The 20,865-nt window shown below is 72.6% G+C and carries 16 protein-coding genes and 1 pseudogene; 9 read left to right on the forward strand and 8 right to left on the reverse strand.

The window, feature by feature from the left end; translation table 11 throughout:
- Window positions 1-22 precede the first annotated feature (22 nt).
- Window positions 23-1,393: a rhodanese-like domain-containing protein gene (locus ACWGJ5_RS38720; protein WP_453314313.1), complete on the reverse strand. Its 1,371-nt coding sequence runs from the start codon at window positions 1,391-1,393 to the stop codon at window positions 23-25.
- 206 nt (window positions 1,394-1,599) lie between these two features.
- Between ACWGJ5_RS38720 and ACWGJ5_RS38725 the strand changes: the two genes are divergently transcribed.
- The 7 genes and pseudogenes from ACWGJ5_RS38725 (at window position 1,600) to ACWGJ5_RS38755 (ending at window position 9,926) form a co-directional block, all read left to right on the forward strand.
- Window positions 1,600-1,860: an SHOCT domain-containing protein gene (locus ACWGJ5_RS38725; RefSeq protein ID WP_453314314.1), complete on the forward strand. Its 261-nt coding sequence runs from the start codon at window positions 1,600-1,602 to the stop codon at window positions 1,858-1,860.
- Complete coding sequence (locus tag ACWGJ5_RS38730) at window positions 1,857-2,489, forward strand: hypothetical protein (RefSeq protein ID WP_453314315.1); 633 nt, start codon at window positions 1,857-1,859, stop codon at window positions 2,487-2,489. The genes ACWGJ5_RS38725 and ACWGJ5_RS38730 overlap by 4 nt, the downstream gene beginning before the upstream one ends.
- 136 nt (window positions 2,490-2,625) lie before the next feature.
- Window positions 2,626-2,760: pseudogene (locus ACWGJ5_RS38735) on the forward strand (ferredoxin); the annotation flags it as partial.
- 178 nt (window positions 2,761-2,938) lie between these two features.
- Complete coding sequence (locus ACWGJ5_RS38740) at window positions 2,939-5,272, forward strand: heavy metal translocating P-type ATPase (protein WP_453314316.1); 2,334 nt, start codon at window positions 2,939-2,941, stop codon at window positions 5,270-5,272.
- A 151-nt stretch (window positions 5,273-5,423) separates the two neighbouring features.
- A complete protein-coding gene (locus ACWGJ5_RS38745) occupies window positions 5,424-5,726 on the forward strand; it encodes a muconolactone Delta-isomerase family protein (RefSeq protein WP_453314317.1) in 303 nt (100 codons plus the stop codon).
- Between the two features lie 588 nt (window positions 5,727-6,314).
- Window positions 6,315-7,229, forward strand: a complete 915-nt coding sequence (locus tag ACWGJ5_RS38750; protein ID WP_453314318.1) for a DNA-3-methyladenine glycosylase family protein — start codon at window positions 6,315-6,317, stop codon at window positions 7,227-7,229.
- 312 nt (window positions 7,230-7,541) lie between these two features.
- Window positions 7,542-9,926, forward strand: a complete 2,385-nt coding sequence (locus ACWGJ5_RS38755; RefSeq protein ID WP_453314319.1) for a phosphoketolase family protein — start codon at window positions 7,542-7,544, stop codon at window positions 9,924-9,926.
- A gap of 52 nt (window positions 9,927-9,978) precedes the next feature.
- On the opposite strand, the gene ppk2 is transcribed toward ACWGJ5_RS38755, so the two are convergent.
- From ppk2 to ACWGJ5_RS38775, 4 genes are all read right to left on the reverse strand, one after another.
- Window positions 9,979-10,782 carry a polyphosphate kinase 2 gene (ppk2, locus tag ACWGJ5_RS38760; protein WP_453314320.1) on the reverse strand — a complete coding sequence of 268 codons (804 nt, stop codon included), beginning with the start codon at window positions 10,780-10,782 and terminating at the stop codon, window positions 9,979-9,981.
- A gap of 166 nt (window positions 10,783-10,948) precedes the next feature.
- Window positions 10,949-12,205, reverse strand: a complete 1,257-nt coding sequence (locus ACWGJ5_RS38765; RefSeq protein ID WP_453314321.1) for an MFS transporter — start codon at window positions 12,203-12,205, stop codon at window positions 10,949-10,951.
- Entirely contained in the window at window positions 12,202-13,341 is a 1,140-nt protein-coding gene (locus ACWGJ5_RS38770) for a PLP-dependent cysteine synthase family protein (protein ID WP_453314322.1), read from the reverse strand. The genes ACWGJ5_RS38765 and ACWGJ5_RS38770 overlap by 4 nt, the downstream gene beginning before the upstream one ends.
- Before the next feature lie 114 nt (window positions 13,342-13,455).
- Window positions 13,456-13,959, reverse strand: a complete 504-nt coding sequence (locus ACWGJ5_RS38775) for a hypothetical protein (RefSeq protein WP_453314323.1) — start codon at window positions 13,957-13,959, stop codon at window positions 13,456-13,458.
- A gap of 504 nt (window positions 13,960-14,463) precedes the next feature.
- Between ACWGJ5_RS38775 and ACWGJ5_RS38780 the strand changes: the two genes are divergently transcribed.
- Both ACWGJ5_RS38780 and ACWGJ5_RS38785 read left to right on the forward strand, forming a co-directional pair.
- Window positions 14,464-16,878, forward strand: coding sequence for a SpoIIE family protein phosphatase (locus tag ACWGJ5_RS38780; RefSeq protein ID WP_453314324.1), 2,415 nt, complete (start codon window positions 14,464-14,466; stop codon window positions 16,876-16,878).
- A gap of 136 nt (window positions 16,879-17,014) precedes the next feature.
- Window positions 17,015-18,235, forward strand: a complete 1,221-nt coding sequence (locus ACWGJ5_RS38785) for an alginate lyase family protein (RefSeq protein WP_453314325.1) — start codon at window positions 17,015-17,017, stop codon at window positions 18,233-18,235.
- A gap of 54 nt (window positions 18,236-18,289) precedes the next feature.
- Here the strand turns inward: ACWGJ5_RS38785 and ACWGJ5_RS38790 are convergent, their stop codons facing one another.
- The 3 genes from ACWGJ5_RS38790 to amaB form a co-directional block, all read right to left on the reverse strand.
- Complete coding sequence (locus ACWGJ5_RS38790) at window positions 18,290-18,463, reverse strand: hypothetical protein (RefSeq protein WP_453314326.1); 174 nt, start codon at window positions 18,461-18,463, stop codon at window positions 18,290-18,292.
- Window positions 18,464-18,545: 82 nt separating this feature from the next.
- Complete coding sequence (gene pyrF / locus ACWGJ5_RS38795) at window positions 18,546-19,241, reverse strand: orotidine-5'-phosphate decarboxylase (RefSeq protein ID WP_453314327.1); 696 nt, start codon at window positions 19,239-19,241, stop codon at window positions 18,546-18,548.
- A gap of 68 nt (window positions 19,242-19,309) precedes the next feature.
- On the reverse strand, window positions 19,310-20,839 hold the full coding sequence (gene amaB, locus ACWGJ5_RS38800) for an L-piperidine-6-carboxylate dehydrogenase (protein WP_453314328.1): 1,530 nt from the start codon (window positions 20,837-20,839) through the stop codon (window positions 19,310-19,312).
- Between the last annotated feature and the right edge of the window lie 26 nt (window positions 20,840-20,865).

Below are 20,865 nucleotides of genomic sequence, written 5' to 3' on the forward strand. Positions count from 1 at the left end.
CGATGCCCGGCGGCGGACGCCGTCAGGGGGTACGGACGGTGAGCCCGGCCCTCTCGGCCGAGTCGAAGCGGTCGTCGACCGCGACGACGTCACGGCCCGCGGCGTCCAGCAGGGAGGCGGCGATGGCGGCGCGCACACCGCCGGCGCAGTGCACCCACACCTGACCGTCGGGAACCTCGTGGAGGCGGTCGCGCAGGGTGTGCACGGGGATGTGGACCGAGCCCGCGACATGGCCGGTCGCCCGCTCCGAGTCCCGGCGGACGTCCAGCACGACGATGCCGTCCCCGGGATGCGCCGCGAGGTCGGCGAACGTGCCCCGCGGGAAGGAGGCGAGCGCTTCGCCTTCACGGGCCCAGCGCGACGGCTCCCCGATGGCCGCGGCGGCCGGGCGGTCGATGCCGACCCGGGCCAACTCGCGCTGGGCTTCGGCCAGTTGTGCGGCGGACTCGGCGAGCAGGGTCACCGGCTTGCCCCACGGGACCAGCCAGGCCAGATAGGTATAGGTGGCGAGCTGTCCCTCGGCCTCGAAGTTGAACGAACCGGCGACATGCCCTTCGGCGAAGGCGATCCGGTTGCGCAGGTCGACCACCCACTCCCCGGCGGCGAGCCGGCCGGCGATCTCGTCGGCGTCCGCGAGGGCGGGCGGGGTCAGGTCGAGGGGCGCGGGCCCCGCGGCGTTGGCCGGGCCCATGTGGGCGTAGTACGCGGGAACGTCGTCCAGACCGGCGAGCAGGTCGGCGACGAAGCCGTCCACGTCCCGGGTCAGGGCGGTGTTGGACGCCTTCTCCTTGCCGATCGTCGTGGACGCGCCCTCCGACCGGCCGGCCGAGCAGAAGCTGCCGAAGCCGTGCGTGGGCAGCACGGTGGCCTCGTCCGGCAGCTCGGTGGCCAGGCGGTGCGCGGAGGTGTGCTGGGCCCGGGCGAGGTCTTCGGTCAGCCGTGGTTCGACCAGGTCGGGCCGGCCGACGGTGCCGATCAGCAGCGACCCGCCGGTGAACACGGCGACGGCCGTGCCGTTCTCCTCCAGCGCGTACGCGGTGTGGTGCGGGGTGTGGCCGGGCGTCGCGATCGCGCGCAGCACCAGTCCGGCGACGGCGTCGATCTCGTGGCGGTCGCCGTCGCGCACCGGCACGCGCGTGTACGAGACTCGGGCCGCGGCGGGGACGAGGTGGGCGGCGCCCGTGATGCGGGCCAGTTCCGGTCCGCCGGTGACGTAGTCGTTGTGGACGTGGGTCTCGACGACCTGGGAGATCCGCACCCCGCGCCGTGCGGCGGCGGCGATCACCCGGTCGATGTCACGCGGCGGGTCGACCACCACGGCCGTCCGCCCGCCGCCCGCCAGATAGCTGCGGTTGCCGAGCCCGGCCACCTCGATCGTGTCGACGAAGAACACGGGAACTCCCTTCCGGTGAAATTACCCCCCGGGGTATATCTCGACGGTAGCACGAGTACCCCGGGGGGTATTTTGCAGTGTGTGCCGGACCGCACCCGGCACAGATGTGCCCGGCAGGTCCGGCGATGAGGCCGAAGGGCCCTGCCGCCGTCCCGTGCTCCCGGGGAAAGTGGGGAGCAGGACCCCTCCTGGGCAGGTGAGCAGCGATGATGTACTGGAATGGCGGCTGGGCGTGGATGGCCTTCATGCCGTTGCTGTGGATCGTGCTGATCGCTCTGGCCGTGTGGGCGGGAATCCGCCTCACCCAGCACCCCGCAACGCGTGACGGCAGCCCGCACCGCGCTCCGGAACCGCGAGAGACGCCGGAGGAGATCCTCGACCGGCGCTTCGCCACCGGCGAGATCGACGCCGACACCTACACCGAGGCGCGCCAGCGCCTTGCCGCACACAAGCCGGGGCCCCGATGACCGGGCTGCCGCGCAGATGGCTCTTCCTGGCGGTGCTGCTCGCCGCCGTGGCCGCGCTCATCGCCTCGCTGGTGTGGGTCATGGGCGTCGGCTCCGGGCCGTGGCGGCCAGGTCCCGGGGGGATGACGGGCGCCGTTTCCCGGGAGGGCCAGGTCCGCGGCATGGCCGATGCGGACCGTGCGGCCGGGAGCTTCGCCCACCGGTGGGGCCTGCACGTCGGGGAGGTCATGCGGTTCAGCAACGGCTACTACGCCGAACTGCTGGGCCCCGACGGCCGTCATGCCACCGAAGTCCTCATCGACCCGGGGAGCGGCACCGTGCACCTGGAGTACGGCCCGGCCATGATGTGGAACACCGCCTACGGAATGATGCCCGCACACCGCCGGACCGGCACACCGGCGGTCCGGCCCGGCCAGGCGGTACGGATCGCCGACCAGTGGCTGACCGAGCACCACACCGGACTGCACGCCGGCGCAGCCGATCAGTTCCCCGGCTACTACACCCTGCACACCCTGCGCGCCCACCACGTCGTCGGCATGCTCTCCGTCAACGCGACCACCGGCACCGTCTGGTACCACACCTGGCACGGCCGCTTCCTACAGATGCGGGAACACACGGACGGCTCATGACGGACCGTCGGAACGCACCCCCGGAGAGGGATACGCGGTCGAGGGCGTCCGGACCGGGCGGGCCGCGCTGACCGCGCCCAGCCCCGATCTCGCTCGACGAGGAGGCGGACCGGGTGGCCGCGGTGGACGAGGGCGCATCACGTGCAACGGCCGCGGCCTGTGCGCCGAACTCCTCGCCGAACCGATCGACCTCGACGAACGGGGCTGTCCGATCATCAAGGACCACGCCGTACCGGATCAGTTGCGCATCCATGCCCGCCGGGCCGTTGCCGCATGCCCCCTCCTGGGTCGCCGCACCGACCGGAGCCGGCGATCACCGGCCCGCGCGGCACCGACTGTCCGGCCCCGGAACAGGGCCGGACGTCCCCTGCCACCGGCACCGGGAGGGGCGATGTCATGGAGGGGGACCGCCCCCGACGGTCGCCGCGCCGGACGGACCGAGGTGCGTCATGAACGAACACGTCACCCTCGCAGCACGGCTGCGTCGCCGGGCCGCGTCGGTCGCGTTCCCACGGCTCGAACCCGTCCTTCTGGCGGTCACGGCGGCTGCCCTGACCGCCGGTGGCATCGCCCGGCTCGCCGGGGCCCACGGCCTCGCCGACCTCTTCTGGGGGCTGGGCACCCTCGCCGCCGTGCTCCCCGCGGCGGGATGGGTGCTCACCGCGCTGCGGCACGGACGCGCGGGCGTGGACCTGATCGCCGTCCTCGCGCTCGGCGGCACCCTGGCCGTCCACGAGTACCTGGCCGGTGCCCTGATCGCCCTGATGCTGGCCACCGGCCGCACGCTGGAGGCCGCGGCCCAGCGACGCGCCTCCCACGACCTGCGGGCCCTGCTGGAACACGCGCCCCGCTCCGCACGCCGCCGCACTCCCCGCGGGGTCGCCTCCGTGCCCCTGGCCGAGGTCGCCGTCGGCGACCTGCTGGTCGTCGGCCCCGGCGAGGTCGTCCCGGTCGACGGCCGCGTGGAGAGCCTCGCCGCCGTCCTCGACGAGTCCGTACTCACCGGAGAGCCCCTCCAGGTCGAGCGGGGCCCGGGCGAGCAGGTGCGCAGTGGCGTGGTCAACGCCGGAGGCGCCTTCGAACTGCGCGCCTCCGCCACCGAGCAGGACAGCACCTACGCCGGGATCGTGCGGCTGGCCCGGCAGGCCGGCGCAGAGTCCGCGCCCGTCGTGCGGCTGGCCGACCGCTACGCCGCCTGGTTCCTGCCCTTCTCCCTCGCCGTCGCCGGACTGGCCTGGCTGGTCAGCGGCTCCGCCGTACGCGCGGTCGCCGTCCTCGTGGTCGCCACCCCCTGCCCCTTGCTGCTGGCGGCGCCGGTCGCGATCGTGTCCGGCCTCTCCCGCGCCTCCCGCCTCGGCGTCGTCATCCGCGACGGCGGCGCACTGGAGAACCTCGGTCACGCACGTACGCTGCTGCTCGACAAGACCGGCACCCTCACCCGCGGCCGGCCCCGGGTCCTCGACGTCACCGCCGCGCCCGACTCCAAACCCGCCGAAGTCCTCCGCCTCGCGGCCTCGCTCGACCAGTACTCGCCCCACGTCCTCGCCCAGGCCATCGTCGACACCGCCCGGGAACGCGGGCTGGAGCTGTCGGTCCCGGCAGGCGTCACCGAGCAGCCCGGACGCGGTGCCACCGGTACGGTGGACGGACACCACGTCTGCGTCGGCCGCGTCGACGCCACCGCCGACCGCCCGGCCTGGGCGAAGGCCGTCGACAACCGAGTCCTGCTGGACGGCGCGGCCGTCGCGTGGCTCACCGTCGACGGACACCTGGCCGGCGCCGTACTCCTGCGCGATCCCCTGCGCCAGGACGCCCCGCGCACCTTGCGCCACCTGCGCGCGGCGGGCATCGACCGGCTGCTGATGCTCACCGGGGACCGCACCGCGCCCGCCCGTGAAGTCGCAGCCGTCCTCGGCCTGGACGGTGTGCGTGCCGAACTCGGCCCGGCCGACAAGGTCGCCGCCGTACGTGCCGAACGCGAACGCGCGGTCACCGTGATGGTCGGTGACGGCGTCAACGACGCGCCCGCCCTCGCCGCCGCGGACATCGGCGTCGCCATGGGCGCCCGCGGCTCCACCGCCTCCACGGAAGCCGCCGACATCGTCCTGACCGCCGACCGCGTGGACCGCCTCGCGGACGCCGTCACCATCGCCCGGCGCGCCCGGCGCATCGCCGTCCAGAGCGCCCTCGGCGGCATGCTGATGTCACTGGCCGCCATGGCCGCGGCAGCCCTCGGCCTGCTCCGGCCGGCCGCCGGCGCCCTGCTCCAGGAGGGCATCGACGTCGCCGTCATCCTCAACGCCCTGCGAGCACTGCGCACCGACCACAGCGCGCGACCGCCTCTCACCCCCGCCGCCGAAGCCCTCATCCACCGCTTCGCCGCCGAACACGACGATCTCCAGGACGTTCTGGAGGCGGTCCGTGACGCTGCCGACCACCTCTCCGACGCCCCTGGTCCCGATGCGCTGGCGGCCGTCGAGGAGACCCACCGACTGCTGACCGACCGCCTGCTGCCGCACGAGTACGCCGAAGAACACCAGCTCTACCCCGCCCTCGCCCCCACCCTGGGCGGCCCCGAGGCCACCGCCACCATGAGCCGCGCCCACACCGAGATCGAACGCCTCTCCCGCCGCATCGCCACGCACCTGCAACTCGCCCGTGCCGAGGGCGGCTTGGGCCCCGGACAACTCGACGACCTGCGCTCCTGCCTCTACGGACTCCACACCGCGCTGCGCCTGCACTTCACCCAGGAAGAGGAGAACTACTTCTCTCTCGCCCCGTGAGACGCTCGGAGCCGTAGTACCGGCAGGCCACGGCACGTAGGAGCCCCTGCCTACCAGCACCGAGGAAGCCGGTCGTGGCGCCCGGGCCGGCGGCGGACGGACGATGACGGTACGGCAGCCCGGTAACGGCCCCTTCGAACGGAGTCGGGACATGCGAGAGTTCCTGGTCGAGATCACCACCACCATTCCCGAGGGCACCACCCAGAACGAGGTCGACCGCCGACGGGCCGCCGAAGCCGTCCGCGCTCGGGAGTTGGCCGCCGCCGGCAATCTGGCACGGCTGTGGCGGCCGGTCGGCGAGCTGCGCAGTATCGGTGTCTGGCGGGCCACCGACGAGGAGGAGCTGCGCGAGAAGGTGCTCGGCACGCTGCCGCTGCGTCCGTGGATGACCCTCGCGGTCACCCCGCTGGAGTCCCACCCCAACGACCCGGGCCGGGCCGACCGCACGTCGTGACGGGCACGGCCCTGCTTCGCCGTCGCCGTCGGCCATGGGGCCACGTCGCCCAAGCCGCCGCCGCGCTCGCCGCGGGCATGGGGTCGGCCGCTTCGTCTGCACCCCGATCCTCCTCCCTGGCCGTACTGGTCTTCGTCATCGCGGTCGGCTCGCTCCTGAGGAAGGCGTCGGCATCGGCTACATCGTGGCCGGTTCCTTCTCGGTCCCGGCGAACGAACAGAGCTCCCCGGGCCGGGCCGGCAGCGGGACCTGGGTCCCGGTCGGCCTGGTGGCCCTGCCGTCGTCGGCGCTGCGGTCCCGGCTCGGGCGCCGCTGGTCCCGCCCCGACCTGCTGCTCGCCGCGCTCGCCGTCCAAGCGGTCGGCAACGCCCCGTCGGCCCCGATCATCGGAGTGACGGCCGTGCTCGTCCCCGGCGCCCTGCATCAGCGTGCCGGCCCTGGCCACCCGAGCCCTCTGCGCTTCCCCCCTCCATGGCAGCCGCCGTACCGCGGACCGGCTTCCCGGGCCGTGCGGCGTCGGTGCAGCCGCTTCCGGTACCCGGGTCCGTGGGTAGTCGTAGCGAAGAGGCCACCTACGCAGGCGAGAACATGCACCAGACTCCCGACCGGTCCCTGCACTGGCAGCCCGGCTTCCCCGTGGACGCGCGGCTGACTCTGGAGAGTCTGCGCCGCGGCCCCGGTGACCCCACGCACCGCACCGGGGCCGACGGTGCCCTGTGGCGTACGGCGCTGACGGCCTCCGGCCCGGTGACGTACCGCATCCGCCAGCAACGCCTGGACGACCTTCGCATCGACGCCTGGGGAGCCGGGGCCGCCGAACTCGTCGACGGCATCCGCACCGAGCTGGGCGCGGGCGACCGGCCCGACCTGTTCCGGCCCGGGCATCCGGTCCTGCGGGCCGCCCGCCGGCGCACGCCGGGCCTGCGTGTGCCGTGCACCGGGCGCCTCTTCGAGGCGATCGTCCCGGCGGTCATCGAACAACGCGTGATCGGCCTGGACGCCGCCGCGTCCTTCACCCGCCTGGTCCGGGCCCATGGGGAGCCGGCACCCGGTCCCGCGCCGGTGGGCATGCGGGTGCCCCCCTCACCCGAGGTCTGGCGGACCCTCCCGAGCTGGGAATGGCGCCGGGCCGGTGTGGACCTGCAGCGCTCCCGCACCGTCGTCCGGATCGCCCGCCACGCCGCACGGCTCGACCGGGCCGCCGGTGACCCCGCCCAGGCCTACGCGCTGATGGCGAAGCGGCCCGGCGTCGGCACCTGGACGGCTGCCCAGGTCGGCCACCGCGCCCTCGGCGACGCCGACGCGCTGCCGCTGGGCGACTACCACCTCGGCCGCATGACCGGCATGGCCCTGCTCGGCCGGCCGCTGGGGGACGACGAGGTCGAGGCGTTCTACGAGCCCTTCAGACCACACCGCTACCGGGTCGTCCGGCTGATCGAACTCAACTCCGGGTTCGCTCCCCGCCGGGCACCCCGCGCACCCCGGCGAGGGCCGCTGCGCTGAGGTGTCGAGCCCGTCGGGCGGATGCTTCGGCGTTCCGTGTGACCGGGGGCCTACCTCGGCGCCATCCACGCCGTCCCTCCGAGAGGTGTTCGCGTACCCCCAGTCGGAGCTGGTCACCCGGCCGGCGCCGAGATGCGGACGGACGCTGTACGGGGCGGGCCTCAGCCGCTGAGCCGGCCCGAAGGGACGCCTTGCGGGCGGGCGTGGCCCGAACGGCCCTGTCGGTACCCGGCGGTCCGCCCGAGGGTGGGTGCTGTGCCCACCCGGGCACCCGGCAGGGCCCGATCGCCGTCCGATCCGGAAGGAACCCCGATGTCCGTCGACACGCAGCAGGCGCCCGCAGGGCTCACGGACGAGGAGCTCGCCACGCTGGACGCGCACTGGCGCGCCGCGAACTACCTCTCCGTCGGCCAGATCTACCTCATGGCCAACCCCTTGCTGACCGAACCGCTGCGCCCGGAGCACGTCAAGCCGCGCCTGCTCGGCCACTGGGGCACCTCACCCGGCCTCAACCTCGTGCACACCCACCTCAACCGCCTCATCAAGGCCCGCGGCCTGAACGCCCTGTGCATCTGGGGGCCGGGCCACGGGGGCCCCGCCGTCCTGGCCAACTCCTGGCTGGAGGGGTCGTACACCGAGACCTACCCGGACATCACCCGGGACGCGGCGGGCATGGCCCGGCTGTTCAAGCAGTTCTCCTTCCCCGGCGGCGTGCCGAGCCACGTCGCGCCCGAGACGCCGGGCTCGATCCACGAGGGAGGAGAACTCGGCTACTCCCTCTCCCATGCCTACGGCGCCGCACTGGACAATCCGGACCTGCTGGTCGCCTGTGTGATCGGCGACGGCGAGGCGGAGACCGGACCCCTGGCCGCCTCCTGGCACTCCAACAAGTTCCTCGACCCGGTCGACGACGGCGCCGTCCTGCCGGTCCTGCACCTCAACGGCTACAAGATCGCCAATCCGACCGTGCTGTCCCGGCTCCCCGAGACGGAACTCGACGACCTGCTCAGGGGCTACGGCCACGAGCCCATCCATGTCACCGGCGACGACCCGGCGGCCGTACACCGTGCGATGGCCGAGGCCATGGACACCGCGGTCGACAGCATCACCGCCCTGCAGCGGGCCGCCCGTGAGGACGGGGCCACGGACCGGCCCCGCTGGCCGGTGATCGTGCTGCGCACCCCGAAGGGCTGGACCGGCCCGGCCGTGGTCGACGGGCTGCCGGTGGAGGGCACCTGGCGCTCCCACCAGGTGCCGCTCGCCGCCGTCCGGGACAACCCCGAGCACCTGCGGCAGCTGGAGCAGTGGCTACGGTCGTACCGTCCCGAGGAACTGTTCGACGAGCGCGGCGCCCCGCGCCCGGACGTGCTCGCCTGCATCCCCGAGGGAGTCAGGCGGCTCGGCGCCACCCCGCACGCCAACGGCGGACTCCTGGTGCGCGAGCTGCCCCTGCCACCACTGGAGAAGTACGCCGTGCAGGTCGACAAGCCCGGCGCCACCCTGCACGAGCCGACCCGCGTCCTCGGCGACCTGCTCCAGGACGTCATGGCGGCCACCGCCGACCGCCGTGACTTCCGCCTGGTCGGCCCCGACGAGACCGCCTCCAACCGGCTGCAGGCCGTCTACGGCGCCAGCGGCAAGGCCTGGCAGGCCGCGACCCTGCCGGTCGACGAACACCTCGACCGGCACGGGCGGGTCATGGAGATCCTCTCCGAACACACCTGCCAGGGCTGGCTGGAGGGCTACCTCCTCACCGGCCGGCACGGGCTGTTCTCCTGCTACGAGGCGTTCGTGCACATCGTCGACTCGATGGTCAACCAGCACATCAAATGGCTGCGCACCACGCGCCGCCTGCCCTGGCGCGCCCCCATCGCCTCCCTCAACTACCTGCTCACGTCGCACGTGTGGCGGCAGGACCACAACGGCTTCTCCCACCAGGATCCCGGTTTCGTCGACCACATCCTCAACAAGAGCCCCGAGGCGGTACGGGTCTACCTGCCGCCGGACGCCAACACCCTGCTGTCGGTGGCCGACCACGTGCTGCGCAGCCGCGACTACGTCAACGTCGTCGTGGCCGGCAAACAGCCCTGCTTCGACTGGCTGTCGATGCAAGAGGCGAAGGTGCACTGCGCGCGCGGCGCGGGCATCTGGGAGTGGGCCGGCACCGAGGACGGTACCCGCGAGCCCGACGTGGTCCTGGGTTGCGCGGGCGACGTGCCCACACAGGAGGTGCTGGCAGCGGCCCAGTTGCTGCGCCGGGAGCTGCCCGAACTGGTGGTGCGCGTGGTGAACGTCGTCGACATCGCCCGGCTGCTGCCGAGCGAGGAACACCCGCACGGGATGAGCGACTTCGAGTACGACGGCCTCTTCACGGCCGACAAGCCGGTCATCTTCGCCTACCACGGCTATCCGTGGCTGATCCACCGCCTCGCCTACCGGCGCGCCGGGCACCGCAACCTGCACGTGCGCGGCTACAAGGAGATCGGCACCACGACGACGCCGTTCGACATGGTGGTCCGCAACGACCTGGACCGCTACCGCCTCGTGATGGACGTGATCGACCGCGTACCCGGTCTGGCGGTGCGGGCGGCCGCCGTGCGCCAGCGGATGGAGGACGCCCGGCAGCGCCATCACCTCTGGATCCGCGAACACGGCATGGACCTGCCCGAGGTGGCCGACTGGGCGTGGGACGGCTGAACCGGTCCGGGACTCCGGTGTGCCGACGCCCCGGACCGTGACGGGGGCGGGTTCACAGGTGCGCCGCGTGGTCGGGGACGTAGGTCTGCAGATCACGCGGCGGCCGTTCGTAGCCGGTGGACGGCGGCCGCTCCGGCAGCTCCAGCACCGGTGGCGGCACCTCGTGGTACGGGAGGGACGACAGCAGGTGGGCCATCATGTTCAGCCGGGCGCGCCGCTTGTCGTCGCTCTCCACGACGTACCAGGGCGCTTCGGCGATGTCGGTGTGCACCATCATCTCGTCCTTCGCCCGGGAGTACGCCTCCCAACGGGTGATCGACTCCAGGTCCATCGGCGACAGCTTCCAGCGCCGCAGCGGATCCTGCACACGGCGTTGGAAGCGCTCCTGCTGTACGGCGTCGCTCACCGAGAACCAGTACTTGCGCAGCAGGATCCCGTCCTCGACCAGCATCCGCTCGAAGATCGGGCACTGGCGCAGGAACAGCTGGTGCTCTTCCCTGGTGCAGAAGCCCATGACGCGCTCGACGCCGGCCCGGTTGTACCAGGACCGGTCGAAGAGCACGATCTCCCCGGCAGCCGGCAGGTGCTCGACGTACCGCTGGAAGTACCACTGGGTGCGCTCGCGCTCCGTCGGCTTGGGCAGCGCCACGATCCGGGCGACACGGGGGTTGAGATACTGGGTGACCCGCTGGATCGCGCCGCCCTTGCCGGCCGCGTCCCGCCCTTCGAAGACGACGACCAGCCGGGCACCCTCGGCGCGCACCCACTCCTGCAGCTTGACCAACTCGGTCTGCAGCCGCAGCAGTTCGGCCTCATACGTCTTGCGAGACAGCGTCGCCGCATTCTTGTCCGTCATACGGCCATTGTCTCCCCGCCCCCTGGCCTCCGCGGGGCCGTGGGACCCGGTGTTCCCGCGTCGCCGGCACCGGGAGAGCGCGCCGCAGGACGGACGGCACGCTCACCCGGCCACGACGCCCCGGGCGGCCAGAACCATGCGGCCGAGCCGCCCGCCGTGCCGAGGCTCACGCTGCGACGGGCTCCGGCTGTGGCGCGGTGAGGCGACCCGTTCGGGCGAGAGCGGCGACCGCCGTGGCGCAGGCCGTCCCGGTCGCCGTGAGAGCCGTCCAGGTCAGCCAGCCGGCGTCGTGGCGACCGGCGAAGTCCCAGAGTGCCCCGGTCCCCAGGTTGCCCAGGGTGACACCGAGTCCGGAGACGGTGTTGTAGAGGCCGTAGTGCGTGGCGACCAGGCGGTTGCCGGACAGGGCGACGACCGTGTCCATCTCGAAGGGATAGACGATCGCGGATCCGGCCGCCAGCAGCACCACGGCCACGACCAGGGACACGACTACGGCCGGCGAGGAGCCGCGCGGGCTGAGGGCGAGCGGCACGAACGCCAGCCCCATGGCCGACAGCCCCCGTACCAGCGCCTCACCGGGCTGCCAGCGGTCCTTGGCCCAGCCGGTGAGTCGCAGTTGGCCCACGACCGAGACCGCGGCCGAGACGAGGAAGAGTCCGCTGGTGACCGCGGTCCCCTCGGCGCCGAGGGCGTCGGACGCGGCGAGCGGCAGCGCGAGATAGATCTGGAAGGCCAGGACGTACGAGCCGATCATCGCGGCGGAGAAGAGAAGGAACGGCCGGTTGGCCACGACCCCGCGCCACTGCGCCAGAACACCGCCCTGCCCACCGTCCCCGTCCCTCGGGTGCCGGTGACGTGCGGGCAGCGCGCGCCATTGCAGCAGGGTGAGGAAGGCGAAGACGGCCGCGGCGACCGTGCACACGAGCCGGAAGTCGGCGGCCAGCAGGGCGAGTCCCACCAGCGGGCCGAGCAGCATGCCCGCCTGGTAGTAGACGTTGAAGGTGGCGAAGGCGTCCACGCGCCGTTCGCCTGCCTCGCCGGCGAGGCAGGCGCGGACCGCCGGGTTGAACAGGGCGCCGGCGAAGCCCGTCGCGGCGGAGGCCGCAACGAGCGCGGGCAGGTTGTCGGCCCAGCCGAGCAGGCCGAAGCCCAGGGTGCGCAGCAGGCACCCCGCCATGATCGGGGCCTTGTAGCCGAGGCGGTCGGCGAGGGTGCCGCCGATGAGGAACAGGCCCTGCTGGGAGAAGTTGCGGACGCCGAGCACGAGGCCCACGGCCCAGGCGGCGAGGCCGAGTCCCTCGGACAGGTGGGTGGCGAGGTAGGGCATGAGCATGTAGAAGGCGAGGTTGATGCCGAACTGGTTGGCCATCAGCAGCCTCGCCGCGGGCGGGAAGGAACGGGTCTGCTGCCACAGTTGCTTCATCGCGTGGCTCCCACGAGGTCGTGGCGTCCTTCGCCGGTGAGGGGGTCGATGACGTGGGTGCAGCGGGTCCAGCGGGTGACGGTGCGCTCCCGGGTGTCGGCGATCTCGTCCGGGTCGTCGGCCGGCGGGGCCCCGAGGAGGCCGTGGCGGCGGCAGTAGGTGTCGTCGAAGACCGTCCCCACATAGCGTTGCGGCCCGTCGGGGAACACGGCGACGATCCGGTTGTCCGCGGGCAGGGTGCGGGCCAGCCAGCGTGCGACGAGGGCGACGGCGCCGACGCTCCAGCCTCCGCCGGCGTAGTGGTGGCGGGCCAGGCGCCGGGCGGCCCACACGGCTTCGGGGGAGGCGACCCAGTGCACCTCGTGGAAGAGGCCGTAGGCGACGTTGCGGGGGTGGATGCTGGAGCCCAGGCCGCGCATGAGACGGGATGCGGCGGGCTGGCCGAAGATCGTCGAACCGGTGGCGTCGACCCCGACGACCCGCAGCCGGGGGAAGAAGCCGCGCAGCACCGAACCGACGCCGGCCGAGTGACCGCCGGTGCCGACGGAGACCACCAGGGTGTCGACGCGGCCGAGCTGGGCGACGAGTTCGTGGGCGAGCGGGGCGTAGGCGACGACGTTGTCCGGGTTGTTGTACTGGTCCGGACACCATGCGCCCGGATGGACGGCGAGCAGCTCCTCGACGCGCTGCCGGCGGGCCTGCTGCCAGCCGCCTCGCGGATGGGGCGCGGCGACCACGTCGACCTGCGCTCCGTACGCGGAGAGCAGGCCGGTCATCAACGGCTCGATGTCGGTGTCGGTGACGACGGTTACCGGATGGCCGTACGTCGCACCGGCCAGGGCCAGGCCGAGCCCGAGGGTGCCTGAGGTCGATTCGATGATCCGGGCACCGGGCCGGAGCCGGCCTCGCTCACGGGCGGCACGGACCATGTACAGGGCGCTGCGGTCCTTGATGCCGCCCGGGTTGTGACCTTCGAGCTTGGCCCAGAAGCCGCGGCCGACGGCGGTGAAGGGCTCGCCGATCCACAGGACGGGGGTGTCACCGACGAGGCCGGCCGGGGTGTGCAGAGGCTGTCTGGCGTCGGCCGGCGACTGGTCCGCAGGCATCGGTTGCGCGGTGTGCGGGGGTTGGTTCATGGCGTGCTTCTCCTGGGACCGGCGCCGTGTCCGGCGGCCGGCCGATGGTGGGAACAGGGGCGGAGCTGATCGGTCGCCGTGGGCTCACGTCGTGTGAGCACGGCGAGGTGCCGATCAGGTCCGCCACACGCCCAGCAACGCCCGCGCATCTCCTGCGGAGGACTCGGCGGGGACAGCGGGGGAGTGGTGGCGTACCGACGGCCGGACGGCCGGGGCGGGGCCGGGAGGATCGGACAGCAGGACGGCAGGAAGCGGCCATCCGGACGGACGGGGGTGACGCGGCGGCTGTACGGTCGGCTCGTCCGGGGCGCAGCGGTGAGCATCCTCGTCGGGGGCGGGCGTGCTCTGCCCGGCTGCGCTCTGCCCGTATGCGTGCGGTCCGTATGCGTGCGGTCCGTACGCGCCCTGCCCGGATGCGGTCTCCCGTTGCCCCTCGGTCGGCTGCTGTCCGCAACCGCCGGGCGTCACCTGCGTCAAGGCGTCGGTGCGCAGGGTCTCGGCTGCCGAAGGACCGTGACAGCAGCCGAGCAGATGCAGGAGCGCGGTCAGCAACACGACGACCACCGCTCCGGCCCGCGGCACGGAGCGGCTGCTTCGGATGACCGACGCGGCTCGCACGAACACATATCGTAGTCGTGCGTGCACCTGGAGTTCTGGCCGGAACGCTCGGGGCTCCCCGGCGCGGTCGGCGGCTGAGGCGCCCCTGGGTCCGGTGCCGCCGGGCCGGGGCCGGGCCGACTCGTCCGTCGGCCGGGTGGCGTTTTTCCTGCCCGACGATCACCACATCGGGTGAGTCCGGGCTCCGGGACCGGCTCGGTCCGGGAGGTCGAGGCCAGGCTGCTGCCGACCGGCACCGACGGCCTCGTGATCGACGCGGTCGGCGCCCGGGAGCCCTCACCGGGGCGGCCCTGGAGACCGCGCCGGACACCTGCCTGGACCGCCTCCTGCCCGTGCGAGCTGCGGTCACGGCGTGCCGTACGACGCGCGAGCACGAGCAAAGCACGATAGAAGTGAGGTATGGGGTCGGCGTGGCGAGGCCGGCCGTCCCGGGCGGCCCGTGACTCCCGTGGCGTTCGCCCGGGGCCATGCGGTCCGAGCGGGCGGAACGGGTGGTGAACCGTCGTGGCCGATTCCACACCGCTCGGCGCAGCCCCCGATCCCGCGAACGCGGCCACGGCGGTCGTCGACGCCCACGGGATCGTGACGGCGTGGAGTGCGGGTGCCGAGCGGCTGCTCGGGTACGCCCGTGAGGAGGCCGTCGGGAGCCCCGTCACCCGACTGATCGTGCCGGACGCGGCCCTCGGGGACCGTTCCCACGCGGCCCTTCACGGGTACGGCGCGACGACCGTGCTCCGGCACCGCGACGGCCGGCACATGGCCGTCCACGTGCACGCGTATCCGTCGGTCGACGGTGAAGGCCGCGCCCAGCAGCTGCTCGTGGTCGCACCATCGCACCCGCCGGGACCGGACCTGGTGTCGACGGACGAGGCGTTCGCGCAGTGCCAACTGCCCGTGATGGTCTACGACTCGGCGCTGCGGGCCGTCCGCGCGAGTGCCGGCGCCGTGCGTGAACTCGGCCTGAACGAGCAGCAGATGGGCGGTCGGCGGGTCACCGACATCCTGCCGCCCCACATCTGCCGCACGGTCGAGGACGGCATGCGCCGCGTCCTCGTGACGGGTGAGGCCGAACGGTTCCACGTGCGGGGCAGGGCCCGGCCGGAAGCACGCGAAAGGGTCTGGTCCATCACGGTCTCCCCGCTCACGACCGCGGCAGGGCGGGTGGGGTACCTGGAACTCACCGCGCTCGACGTCACCGAACAGCACCTGGCCCGGGAGCGGCTCACCCTGCTGAACGACATCAGCGCACAGGTCGGCAGCACCCTGGACGTGACGCGCACGGCCCAGGAGATGGCCGACGTCGCGGTGGGCCGGCTCGCCGACTTCATCACCATCGACCTGCTCGACTCTCTGGTCCGAGGAGTCGAACCGAGGCACTCCACGACGGGCAGGGTTCCCCTGCGCCGCGCGGCGCACCAGTCCGTCCTGCCCGGCGTGCCCGAGGCGTTGGTGGAGCCGGGAGCCGTGGACGACTACCCGGAGGACTCACCTCCCATCCGGTGCCTGGCCACGGGCAGGGCCTCGCTGCACCGCATCGGGGACGCGACGGTCAGGGGCTGGGAGCAGGCGGATCCCGAACGGGCGGGAGCTGTCCGGAAGTTCGGCATTCACTCACTGCTGATCGTTCCCCTGCGCGCCCGCGGCATCACCCTCGGCATCGCGGTCCTCGTCCGTCACCGGCGCGAGGATCCCTTCACCGAGGACGACCTGCTCCTGGCCGAGGAGATCGCCGCGCGGGCCGCCGTGGCCGTGGACAACGCCCGCCGCTACACCCTCGAACGCAGCACCGCCCTGGCGCTGCAGCGCAGCCTTCTCCCGCGTCGGATCGCCGCCCAGGACGCGGTCGAGGCGGCGCATCGCTATCTTCCGGCCCGTACCCGGGCGGGACTGGGCGGCGACTGGTTCGACGTGATCCCCCTGTCGGGCGCGAGGGTTGCGCTGGTCGTCGGCGATGTGGTGGGTCACGGGCTGCGGGCGTCGGCGACCATGGGGCGGCTGCGGACCGCGGTGCGCACTCTGGCCGACGTAGACCTCCCCGCCGACGAACTCCTGACCCATCTCGACGACCTCGTCACCCACTTGGCGGCCGAGGAGGACAGCACCGCGGAGCGCGAGCCCGACCTCGAGGACTCCACCGGACTCGTCGCCACGTGCCTGTACCTCGTCTACGACCCGGTGTCGCGCCGCTGCACGGCGGCCAGCGCCGGCCATCCGCCGCCCGCCGTCCGCACGCCGGCGGGCTCGGCGGAGTTCGCCGGCGTTCCTCCCGGCCCTCCGCTGGGTGTGGGCGGCCTGCCCTTCGAGCCCTTCGAGTGGGAACTGCCGCCCGGCAGCCTTCTCGTGCTGTACACGGACGGCCTCCTCCAGGGCACCGATCACGACCTGGGCAGGGGCCTGGCGCTGCTGCGCCGGTGCCTCGACCGGGCCGACTGCCGGTCGCTGGAAGCGATGTGCGACGACCTGATCCACAGCCTGCTGCCCGCGCAGCCCGAGGACGACGTCGCTCTGCTCGTCGCCCGCACCCGAGCCCTCGACACGGGCCGGGTCGCCGCCTGGGACCTGCCGTCCGACCCGGCCGCGGTGGCCGACGCCCGGGCACAGGTGCTCGCCCGGCTGGAGGCGTGGGACCTGGACGAGGTGGCGTTCACCGCCGAACTGGTGGTCAGCGAACTCGTCACGAACGCGATCCGCTACGGGCAGCCGCCCATCCAACTGCGTCTGATCCGTGAGGCCGCGCTCATCTGCGAAGTGTTCGACGGCAGCGGCACCGCCCCCCACCTGCGACGGGCCCGCACCTTCGACGAGGGCGGCCGCGGCCTGCTGCTCGTCGCCCAGCTCGCCCGGCGCTGGGGTACGCGCCACCACGCCCGTGGGAAGACCATCTGGGCGGAGATCGAACCTCCCCACCGCGACAGCTGACGGCATCGGCCGCGTGGAGTGAGCGCCTGAACCTCCCGTGCTGCTGAGACGCTTGACGGGGCATTGGTCCGTACCTATGGTCGTCGGTCACGTGGTTCAAGGACTCGCTCACCGTTCACATACAAGGACGCGCCCTATGCAGGGAACACCCGCTCCACGTGGTCGTCGCACGTCCCTCCGGCCCGCTCTCGCGCTCACCGCCGCTGCCGCCATGCTGACCACCGGACTGCTCTCCTGGCCCGGCACCCAGCGGGCAGCGGCCGCTCCTGCCGCCTTCGTCCACCCCGGCGTCACCGTCTCGCGTGCTCAACTCGACTTCGCGCGCAGCAAGGTTCTCGCCGGCGCCCAGCCCTGGAAGGCCGCCTACGACCAGATGATGGCGAGCCAGTACGCAAGCCTCAGCCGAACTCCCAAACCCCGTGCCGTCGTCGAGTGCGGCCCGTACTCCGACCCCAACTACGGCTGCACGGACGAACGTGAGGACGCCATCGCGGCGTACACCGACGCCCTCGCCTGGTACATGACCCGCGACGAGAGGTACGCGCGAAAGGCGATCGAGCTGATGGACGCCTGGTCCGCCACGCTCACGGACCACACCAACAGCAACGCGCCACTCCAGACCGCCTGGGCGGGAGCCTCCTGGGCCAAGGCCGCCGAGCTCATCAAGTACACCTACACCGGCACTTGGGCCAACGCGGGCCGGTTCGCCACCCTGCTCCGCAACGTCTATCTGCCCAGAGTCATCAACGGCTCCAACTCCAACGGCAACTGGGAACTGACGATGATGGAGGCGGCCGTCGGCATCTCGGTCTTCCTCGAGGACAAGGCCTCCTACGACTCGGCCATGGCCCGCTTCCGCACCCGCACCGCCGCCTACGTGTACCTGTCCTCCGACGGTGACCTGCCGAAGACCGTACCGAGCCAGAACCTGAACACCCGGGACAAGATCGTCTCCTACTGGCAGGGCCAGTCCACCTTCGTGACCGGCCTCACCCAGGAGACCTGCCGCGACTTCGTGCACACCGGTTACGGCATCTCCGCGATCTCGCACGTCGCCGAGACCAGCCGGATCCAGGGGCAGGATCTCTACGGCACCGACGTCGGCGAACGGCTGCGGCAGGCGCTCGGCTTCCAGTCCAAGTACGAGCTGGGCGCCACGGTCCCGAGCTGGCTGTGCGGCGGATCGGTCAAGCGAGGGCTCGGCCCCATGACCGAGGTCGGCTACAACGCCCTGCACAACCGGCTGGGCATCGCCATGACCAACACCCAGACCCTGACCGAGCGAAACCGCCCGGCCGGCACCGACAACCTCTTCGTGGCCTGGGAGACCCTCACCGACGGTGACAATCCCAACTGACGGCGGAACCAAGTCGTACTGACGAGCTGGACGAGGTGGCGTGGACCGAGCCGGTCACCCGGTGGTCGAGGCCCGAGTCACGAGCGCCACGGGGCTGTCGGCCGCCACCTGCCGGAGGTCGTCGCGGACCGCCTCGGCGATCCGGGGCCGGAACGGCGGCACACCCGCACCGATGTGCAGCAGGGACGCCACCCGCCCCCAGTGTCCCGCCGCCAGATGTTCGGCCACGGGCGCCAGGTCGAGGGGCCCACGGACGGACTGTGCACGGCGCGACAACCTGGGCCAACAGCAGAACGCTCTGCCCGGGGACCTACGGGACGAGGCTGGTGCGGACGAGACGGAAAGCGGCCGCCGGGTCGGGGGCACGCGTGACCGTTCGCCCCACGACGACGTGCGAGGCGCCGGCGGCGATGGCGGCACGAGGTGTTCCGGGGCGGGCGTGCTCGGCCGGAGAGTCACCGGGCAGAGTGACCCCCGGAGAGACGATCAGAGGATCGCCGCCCAGGGCGCTCCGCAGGGCCGCGACGTCCTGAGGCGACGCGATCAGACCGTGACAGCCGGCCTTCCCCGCCAGCCGGGCCAGCCTGAGCACCTGCTCCTCGGTCGAGTTCCCGATGCCGATGTCGGTGAGGTCCTCGTCGGTCATGCTGGTCACCACGGTCAGCGCGAGGATCCGAAGTCCGGGGAAGGCGCGGGCCGCGTCGACAGCGGCGGTCAAGATGCCCAGGCCGCCCATGCCGTGCACCGTCACCATGGAGACACCCAGCGCTCCCGCGGCGCGCACCGCACCGGCGACCGAGTGGGGGATCTCGAAGAGCTTGAGGTCCAGGAAGACCTCCTTGCCCTGTGCGACAAGGCGCCTGACGACGTCGGGGCCGGCCACGGTGAGCAGCTCGAGTCCGACCTTGTAGAAATGGCAGTCGTCGCCCAGCTGACCGACGACGTGCTCGGCGGCGGCGCGGTTGTCGCAGTCCAAGGCGACGATGATCTGGTTCTGCGTGTCCACGCCGCCATTGTGTCGACCGGGGTCCGTGTCCCACCCCAGCGGGGCCTACCGGCCCGCGAACGGCCTGGTCAAAGGAAGCTGACGCCCTGGGCCAGGTTCAGTTCGCCGGAGTAGTTGATGGTGTTGGTCGCCGGGCGCATGTAGGACTTCCAGGCGTCGGAGCCGGACTCCCGGCCGCCGCCGGTGTCCTTCTCGCCGCCGAAGGCACCGCCGATCTCGGCCCCGGAGGTGCCGATGTTGACGTTGGCGATGCCGCAGTCGGAGCCGGCGGCGGACAGGAAGATCTCGGCCTCCTGCTGGTCGCGGGTGAAGATGCTGGACGACAGGCCCTGGGGCACGTCGTTGTGCAGGGCGATCGCCTCGTCGAGGGCGTCGTAGGTGAGGACGTACAGGATCGGTGCGAAGGTCTCCTCCCGTACGACGTCGGTCTGTTCGTCGGCGCGGACGAGGACGGGCTCGGCGTACGCCGCCGCTGGTGCCGCCTCGGCCAGGCGCCGGTTTCCGCCGGCCAGGATCTTGCCGCCCTGGGCCTGGACCCGGGTCAGGGCGGCCCGCATGGCGTCGAGCGCCGCGGGGGAGATGAGCGGGCCGACCAGCGTGGTGTCGTCGAACGGGTCACCGACGGGCAGCCTGGTGTAGGCGGCCGTCAGCCGCTCGATGAGGGTGTCGGCGATGTCCCGGTGCACGATGAGGCGGCGCAGCGTCGTACAGCGCTGGCCCGCCGTGCCGGCCGCGGCGAAGACGATGGCCGGGACGGCGAGGTCGAGGTCGGCGGAAGGAGCGACGATCGCGGCGTTGTTGCCACCGAGTTCCAGCAGACTGCGGCCGAAACGGGCGGCGACCCGGGGACCGACCTCGCGGCCCATGCGGGTGGACCCGGTGGCACTGACCAGGGCGACACGGGGGTCGTCGACGAGCTTCTCGCCGACGGAGCGGTCACCGAGGAGCAGGCGGTGCACGTCACGGGGCGCCCCGACGTCGCCGGCCGCACGAGCGAGAAGGTGGTCGCAGGCCAGGGAGATCAGCGGCGTGAGCTCCGAGGGCTTCCAGATCACGGTGTCGCCGCAGACCAGGGCGATCGCGGTGTTCCAGGACCACACGGCGGCGGGGAAGTTGAAGGCGGAGATGACACCGACCACCCCGAGCGGATGCCAGGTCTCGGCCAGCCGGTGGCCGGGGCGTTCGGAGGCGATCGTACGGCCGTAGAGCTGACGGGACAGACCTACGCCGAAGTCGCAGATGTCGATCATTTCCTGGATCTCGCCGAGTGCCTCGGAGCGGATCTTGCCCGCCTCGATGGTGACGAGGTCGGCCAGGTCGCCCTTGTACTGGCGCAGCAACTCACCCAGGCGGCGCACGAGTTCCCCGCGGCGCGGGGCGGGCGTGGTGCGCCAGGTGAGGAAGGCCGTACGGGCGGCTGCGACGGCCTCTTCGGCGTCGGCTTCGGTGGCCGCCCGCAGGCCGAAGAGGTCTTCGCCGGTCAGGGGCGTGCGGGCGTGGAGGTCGGTGCCCTCGGCCACGTCGACGCCGATGTTCCGAAGGGCGGCACGGGCGCGGGCGCGCAGGTCGTCCGTGGTGGGCAGGACGGTGCTGGTCATGATGGTCCTTGGCGGTGTGAGGGAGT

This window comes from Streptomyces sp. NPDC054783, from assembly GCF_053611725.1.